The following is a 7,529-nucleotide window of genomic DNA, read 5'->3' on the forward strand; positions in this document are numbered from 1 at the left end:
CAGTTATGATGCAGTCGGCAATTAAACGCCGACATTCTCGCAACAGTCCCGCCTAAGCCACCTAGCAAGGTGAGCCACGAAAAAGAGAAGAACCCAATATCGGATAATTATGAATTAACAGGAGGTTGGGATGAGAACATTCGATCGCTCGGCGTCACGAGACGTCCTCCCTGCCGCAGGCATGACTGCCCTGTTTTTAGCGTTATCCGCCGTCCCAGCGGCCGCCCAGGACGAGTCCCAGCCAAGCGCAGCACCTGCGGAGGCCACCCCTGAACAGGAAGGGGAAATCGTTGTTACGGCCCAGTTTCGCGAACAGCGCCTGCAGGATACGCCGATAGCCATTACGGCGGTTAACGCCGAAATGCTTCAGGCCCGCAGCCAAACCAATATCGCCGAAGTCGCCGCTCAGGCTCCCAACGTCACCCTGAAACCGCAGGGTCCCGCCTTTGGTCCTTCGCTCGCGGCCTCGATCCGCGGTGTCGGCCAATACGATTTCAACCCGGCTCTCGAGCCCGGCGTCGGCTTGTACGTCGACGACGTCTATTACGCGACTCTCACAGGGGCGATCTTCGACCTGCTCGATCTCGAGCGGGTCGAAATCCTTCGCGGACCGCAGGGCACGCTTGCCGGAAAGAACTCGATCGGCGGTGCGGTAAAGCTCTTTTCCAAAAGACCGACCGGCGACGGAAGCGGCTACGTCTATGGCGCTTATGGCAGCCGTAATCGGATCGACCTTCGTGCCGGCGCCGACTTTAAGCTCACCGACGACCTGTTCATGCGTGTTGCTGGCGTGGCGCGAAAGCAGGGGGGCTACGTCGACCGGCTCGACTTTGGCTGCGTCAATCCTCCCGGATCGGCCCTCAATCCCGCTGTTGGCGGCGTCGCCTCCCTTACGGGCGGCGATTGCCGGATCACGCGCGACGGGGACGTCAACTACCAGGCCGGACGCGTGCAGCTGCGTTATACGCCCTCTGACCGCATCGATATCAATATCATTGCCGATTACACAAACGACGATCGAAACGCCGCTGCCAGTGTTTTGTTGTTGGCCGATAACACCGCCAACCCCAACATTCGCGGGAATGCCACGGCCGTCCCTTACGATAGTCGGTTTATCTGCGGCCAGTATTGCAATTACGCGAGCTACTTCTCGCCGGCCGGCTCTTGGCAAACCCCTCCGGTAGCGGGTTACCCGCTCATCGAGACACGAGGGGACGGTCGGTCGAAGTTCGACGGCTGGGGCGTCTCGGGCCAGATTGACTTCGATATCAACGACAATCTGCAGCTGCAGTCGATCACGGCGTATCGCCAATACGACCTCGACTTCACCAATGACGATGACAACTCGCCGCTGGCGATCTCCAACGGTTTCGGCAACCTCGATTACTGGGGCTTCACCCAGGAGCTCCGGCTCAACGGCTCGATGCTCGACGACGCCCTCAACTGGACGCTGGGCGCCTTCTACCTGGACCAGCGTTCCACTTATGCGACGTTCCAGGACATCCGCTACGCCCCAATCCCGCTCCAATTCCAGGGTGACGATCCGGTCAACGCCAGCACCAAGGCCGCGTTCGCGGCGCTTTCGTGGGAGATCATCGACGCGCTCACCCTGAATCTCGGCGCGCGCTACACTGACGAGCACAAGGACTACACCTTCTCCCGCCGCAATCGGGACGGCTCGCTCAACCCGTTCCTCGGCGCGCTTGACGGGGTCACAGGTGTTTACGACGGCAGCAAGTTCGACTGGCGCGTCAACCTGCAGTATCGCCTGAGTGACGAGGTGATGACCTACGCGCAGGTCTCCACGGGCTTTAAAGGCGGCGGCATTGGCCCGCGGCCGTTCAACCCGGCACAGGTTCAGCCGTTCGGTCCTGAAACCCTGACTGCCTACGAAGTGGGCATAAAGACCGACCTCTTCGATCGCGTCGTGCGGTTGAACGCGGCGGCGTTCTTCTCCGACTACACCGACATCCAGCTCACCTTGCTTGCCTGTCCGCAGTTCGGTGGGCCTGGGCCCTGTGCCCTGCCGCAGAACGCTGGCGACGCGCACATAAAAGGCCTGGAACTGGAGACGACCATTGACCCGGGCAATGGACTGCTCGTTGACGGTTCACTCAGCTATCTCGACTTTGACTACACCTCGATCAATCCGCAGGCAGGCGGACCGAGTGCGCCGGGCGGCGTGCAGGAAGGGATGATTGCTCCCTACACACCGAAGTGGAAATGGGCGTTTGGTGTCCAGTATGAAGTCGATCTTGGGACCACCGGTTCGATCACACCGCGTGTCGATGCCTCCTACCAGTCGGACATCTTTTCAAACGCCGTGAATGGCCCGAACAATCATATCGATGGCTACACCCTGGCCAATGCTCGCCTGACCTGGAGAAACCCTGACGAGGATCTCGAAGTCTCGCTGGAAGTGACCAACCTGTTCGACAAATACTACCTGTTGACGAGTTTTGACCTCACGGGCGCCGGTGCCGGGCTTGTGTCCGGTCAGCCGGGACGGCCGCGCGAATGGGCCGTCAGCGTCAAGAAGACTTTCTGATAGGCCGCTATCGACGGCGTCGCGTTCGCGAAGACATATGCGTCGTTCAGCGCGGCGAGCGTTCGACTTGTGAATTTCTATGCACGACGGGATTTCGGATGGAGCACGCTGGGCCTGTTCGCCGGATGGGGGCTACGGGGTAAGGCGGCGATAGGAGCTAGCCTCTACATGGGTGGCCAATGGTTGCAGCCTGGCCTTACTTACAACGCCACCAATTATCGCCTCGATTAGTCGACAATCTGCGAATGACCCATGGTCTGGAACATTGCTTTGGGCCCCGCAGTTAGCGCACCATGGTATCCCCGCCAGCAAAACTCCGGGCAGCACTGCCAACCGTGTTTCTCCCGACGCTGGGTGCAATCGCACTTCTGGCACTAATCGTCGGAACGGTCCTTCATTACTCCACCAGCCGGTCAGATGAGCTGGCGGTTGAGCGACAGAATCGGCTTATCGCGCTTGGCATGCAGCAAGCCATTGCGAAAGTTGCCAATGATCAGGAAGCCTCGACCCGCTGGGACGATGCGGTTCAGCATCTGAACCAGCGGCCGCTCGATTACCGGTGGATCGACAACAATCTCGGGATCTGGTTCAACTCTTACTATGGGCACGACGAAGTCTACCTGCTCGACCCTGCTGACCAGCCGATCTACGCGATGCAAGGAGGCGTTCGAGCTAATCCCGAGACATTTCGGCGGGTAGCGGCGCAGGCTGTCCCCTTGGCGGAAGAACTCCGCCGCACTCTTCGATCTCCCTCCCGCCCACGCACTGCCGGAGAAGGCGCAACGCCCGGAGCGTGGGACATGGCGGTCGTAGCAGGCCGACCCGCCATCCTGAGTGTCAAACCGATCGTCCCAGAGACGGGCGAGGGCACCCTCCAGCCGGGTACGGAATACCTGCACGTCAGCGCGCGTTATCTTGACGGAACGTTGCTCGGACAGCTCTCGCGCGACTTTCTTGCGAAGGATGCAAGGTTCAGCTCGAGGCCCGAGGGTGAAGCTTCCTTACCGGTTCGCAACCGCGCAAGGCAGACCATCGGCTATATAGTCTGGACCCCATTCCAGCCTGGTGAACAGGTCGAGAAGCGGATGATTCCGGCGCTGGCCTTGGCGCTGATGTTTGTAGCGGCATTGCTTGCCTGGCTTCTCCACCAGGCCTGGCAGCGGGCACGGGAGGAAAGAGAGCTTCTCGAACTCACGTTCGAAAATGTCACCCAGGGTATCCTGCTTACTGATTCCAACTTGCGCCTCATGATCTGGAATCAGCGGTTGTGCGATATGTTCGGCTTTGCACCCCAAGCGCTCAAGGTCGGCACAGAACTGCGCGATCTCGTCCTGATCAACGCCCAACGCGGCGAAGTGGGGGAGGGCGATCCTGCGGAGATCCGCGACCATGTCATTGCGTCGATCGCGAGGGGCGATGAGCAACGCGCCGAAATGCTGCGTGAGGATGGCCGCATACTCGAGCTTTTCGGTCGGACAATTTCGGGTGGACGCTATCTGCTCATTACCCGGGACGTGACCGATGAACGCAAGGCCGCCCGGTTGAAGGAGGAACTGGTTTCGACCGTCAGCCATGAGCTTCGCACGCCTCTTACGGCGATAGCCGGATCGCTGGGCCTAATGGTCGGATCGCCTGTCGAGCCGTTGCCTGAAAAGGCAGCCCGGTTAGCGCAGATCGCGTTGCGGAACTGCGAACGGCTGATCGCACTCGTCAACGACCTGCTCGACATGGACAAGCTGGCGTCGGGAACCGCGGAATTCGAATTCAAGGAAGTCGATCTTCGCGATCTAGTCCGGGACGCCGTCGAGCATAATCAGCCTTATGCGGAGCGCTTCGGTGTAACCTTGAAAGCCGAGCTGCCCGCGAAGCCGTTCACGGCGCGCGTCGACCCTCTTCGCATCGAACAGGTTCTGGCCAATCTCCTCTCGAATGCCGCCAAGTTTTCGCCGCGCGGCAGCGACGTCCAGGTGATGCTGGAAACAGAGGGCGCCAAAGCTCGAATTAGCGTGGTCGATCAGGGGTCGGGCATCGCTCCCGAATTCAGGAACCGGCTCTTTACGCGTTTCGCCCAGCAGGACGCGACATCGCAAAGACAGCAGTCCGGCACGGGGCTAGGTCTCGCGATCACCAAGGCAATCGTGGAGAGACACGGTGGGCGGATCTGGCTGGACCCCGAGGTGACCGTCGGTTCGACTTTCCATTTGGAACTTCCCGTAACTGGCGCTTAGACCGGCGGTATGGCGGACCCGACCGCAAGGTAGGGAAAGCGGGCATCGCTATCAGTCAACAGAGGGCCCCGATCTCCCTCCGATAGGGCCAAGAAGTATCTGCTTGGAATTGCGAAGTGATCCGTCTTGCGTCACGGGCTAGGTTACAAGCGGATGCGCCAGGTCATGCTTCCGATGGAGAAAGTCGCCGTGAAAGATACCTTCACCCTCGCTCTATCCTGCCGCAATCAGCCGGGTCTGGTCGCAAGAGTCTCGACGTTCCTGACGGCTAGCGGGGCGGATATTGTCGACTTGCAGCAATACACCGATCCCATCAGCGCGGGCTTCTTTCTGCGAGCCGAGTTCAAGGGTTCGACGCCGGTCGCCGAGTTGCAGACAGGATTTGCGCCCATCGCCAGCGAGTGTGAAATGGAGTGCCGTTGGCGCTCGCCCGGCTACGTGCCAAAGGTCGTGCTGCTCGTATCCAAGTTCGACCACGCGTTCGGCGACCTGCTGTATCGCATGCGGATCGGCGAAATAAACATGGAGGTGTTGCCGCGATCAGCAATCACCCGCGCGAAGCGTTGACCACTTCGCTGATCCAGGACATCCCCTATCACTACCTCCCCATCACCAAGGAAACCAAGCCTCAGCAGGAGGGCCAGATCAAGGACCTGGTCACCAGAAGCGGCGCAGAGCTGGTAGTGCTTGCGCGCTACATGCAGATCTTCTCCGACGAGTTGACCGAGTTTCTCTCAGGCCGTTGCATCAATATCCATCATTCGTTCTTGCCCGGCTTCAAGGGGGCGAAACCCTATCACCAGGCCTACGATCGCGGCGTGAAACTGATCGGTGCGACCAGCCACTACGTGACGACCGACCTCGATGAAGGGCCGATCATCGCGCAGGACGTAGCGGTGGTAAGCCACCGCGAAACGCCCGACGAGTTGGTCGAGAGGGGACGCGACGTGGAGCGACGAGTGTTGGCCCGGGCGGTCAAGTCGCACCTTGAGTACCGGGTGTTCCTGAACGGTAATCGGACGGTCGTATTCGACTGACCACCTCAGTCTGCGATGTCAGAAGAACCGGATCGACGTCTCATCTGATTTGACCTGCATGATGGCCCGAATGCAGGTCGGGGTTGCCAAGGAAGACCCCCGGCTTGCGCCGGGGGCTCTCGTTCCGTCAGCCGCCGAGGCCCTCCTTACCGACCTCGATCATGGCCCCCACAGGCAAGGCCCTGGCGCTTAAGCCGGGGGGAGCGTTGTTCCCTGGCGAAACCGTCAGGCCGGCCGCATTGTCGACCACGAGCTTGGCCCACAGCGTGTCGCCATCTCTGAACCAGGAAGTCTCACGGGCCTCGCGCAGAGCGGCCAGGCTGGCTTTTTCCACGCCCCCGGTCGCGGCCTTGAACCCGGGAAATTCGAGAATCACCGATGAGCCGTCGTCCATTTCGGTCAGGGACAAGGATAGCTTATCCCTTGCCGTCTCGACCCGTAGCTCGGCGCCACTGCCGATGGTGGTTTCCCCGACATATTCGAACCGCTTGCCGTGGCGCTGGAGGATGATCGGATCGGTGATGGGACCGGTCTCGAACCCGCTGAAATTGCCCGCGATGCTGAACCGGCCGATGTCGCCCTTACAGATCGCCGCATTCCAGGTCGCCTTGATCTGGCAGGCTTCTTCATCGGCCGCGATGCCGTTGTCGATAACGATATAAGCACCGGGAGTGCCGCTAACCGAGCCGTCCAGGTCGCGGAAGGCCGCGCTCTTGTAGGCGGCACTGCGTCCGTAGTCGGACGCCCAGCGGCGCTGGATCGGCGGGAAGCTGACCGGCTGGGCGTTGACGAACGTCAGGCCCTTGACCGAGTTGTCGGTGCTCATGCCGAAGCTGGTGAACAGCAGGTAGGAGAGCGCGCCCGCGTCACGAAGATCGTTGGACACGTAGTTCACGAACTTGGTGTTTTCCACTTCGTGGTGGAAATCGTAATACTCGTAGCCGCGGATCGGGAAATCGGCGGCGACGTTCGGCAGGCTGCGGCCGTAGGCTAGTTCCTCGGGCGTGGTCGGGTTTCCGATGTTGTCGCTCTCCCCGACGAACAGTGAATCGACCACCCGTGACGTGAAGGGCGCGATACCGGGAATGCCGGACGCATGAGTGAAGCCGATGGCGTTATCGGCCAGTTTCAGGTTGGTGTAGAGGTGGTACTCACCACGGCCCCAGATCGCACCGTTGCGGTTCTTGTATCCGGTGAAATTGTCGAACACCGATACCACCAGGCCGCTCTTCGTATCGGTCGGGTCGGCGTAGGCGGTAAGATTGGGGCCGGCGATACCGAACTTGCCGTCAGGCCCCGGGCCGCGATCAAGCATCAAGCCATCGAAATTGGAGTGGGCGGTATTGCCGCTGAACTCGCGCAGCTTGGTCCGTCCGGGCCAGGTGTTGGCGCTGATCTCCGTTCCCGCGAACGCCCCCGTTGGATGCTGCGGAAAGGCCATCCAGAAGCCAATCTGGTCGGACCCGGCGGCGACGTTGTCCCGATAGATGTTGTCGGGGTTCGTGATCCAGAAAGTGGAGACGGTATTGTCCGAAGGAATCAGGATATGCTCAGAAGCCTGACCCTTCGTGGACTGATGAGCCAAAGTAAGATTCGTCGGTTCGCAGGGCAGGGTGGGATGACACTTGGTCATGATGCCGAGGTTGTGGACGAACTGGTTGCCGGTCTCGACCGCGTCTTCGAGGAAGAAGCAGTGGCCCACGGTGTTGAAGGTGA

The 7,529-nt window shown here is 60.5% G+C and carries 3 protein-coding genes and 1 pseudogene; 3 read left to right on the forward strand and 1 reads right to left on the reverse strand.

Features of this window, described 5'->3' with window-relative positions; genetic code table 11:
- The first annotated feature begins 130 nt into the window (after nt 1-130).
- From KK137_RS16480 to purU, 3 genes and pseudogenes are all read left to right on the forward strand, one after another.
- Nucleotides 131-2,548 carry a TonB-dependent receptor gene (locus tag KK137_RS16480; protein WP_250894021.1) on the forward strand — a complete coding sequence of 806 codons (2,418 nt, stop codon included), beginning with the start codon at nt 131-133 and terminating at the stop codon, nt 2,546-2,548.
- A 461-nt stretch (nt 2,549-3,009) separates the two neighbouring features.
- Nucleotides 3,010-4,776, forward strand: a complete 1,767-nt coding sequence (locus tag KK137_RS16485) for an ATP-binding protein (RefSeq protein ID WP_214537786.1) — start codon at nt 3,010-3,012, stop codon at nt 4,774-4,776.
- A gap of 189 nt (nt 4,777-4,965) precedes the next feature.
- Nucleotides 4,966-5,813 (forward strand): annotated as a pseudogene (gene purU / locus KK137_RS16490) (formyltetrahydrofolate deformylase).
- A 127-nt stretch (nt 5,814-5,940) separates the two neighbouring features.
- Here purU and KK137_RS16495 read toward each other — a convergent pair.
- On the reverse strand, nt 5,941-7,529 hold a 1,589-nt coding region (locus tag KK137_RS16495), incomplete at its 5' end, for a hypothetical protein (protein WP_214537787.1).

The organism is Croceibacterium selenioxidans, from assembly GCF_018599195.1.
GTDB lineage: Bacteria > Pseudomonadota > Alphaproteobacteria > Sphingomonadales > Sphingomonadaceae > Croceibacterium_A > Croceibacterium_A selenioxidans.

Coding starts and splice junctions, on each gene's coding strand:
- KK137_RS16480 (WP_250894021.1), top strand. CDS start 131: ATGAGAACATTCGATCGCTCGGCGTCACGAGACGTCCTCCCTGCCGCA.
- KK137_RS16485 (WP_214537786.1), top strand. CDS start 3,010: ATGCAGCAAGCCATTGCGAAAGTTGCCAATGATCAGGAAGCCTCGACC.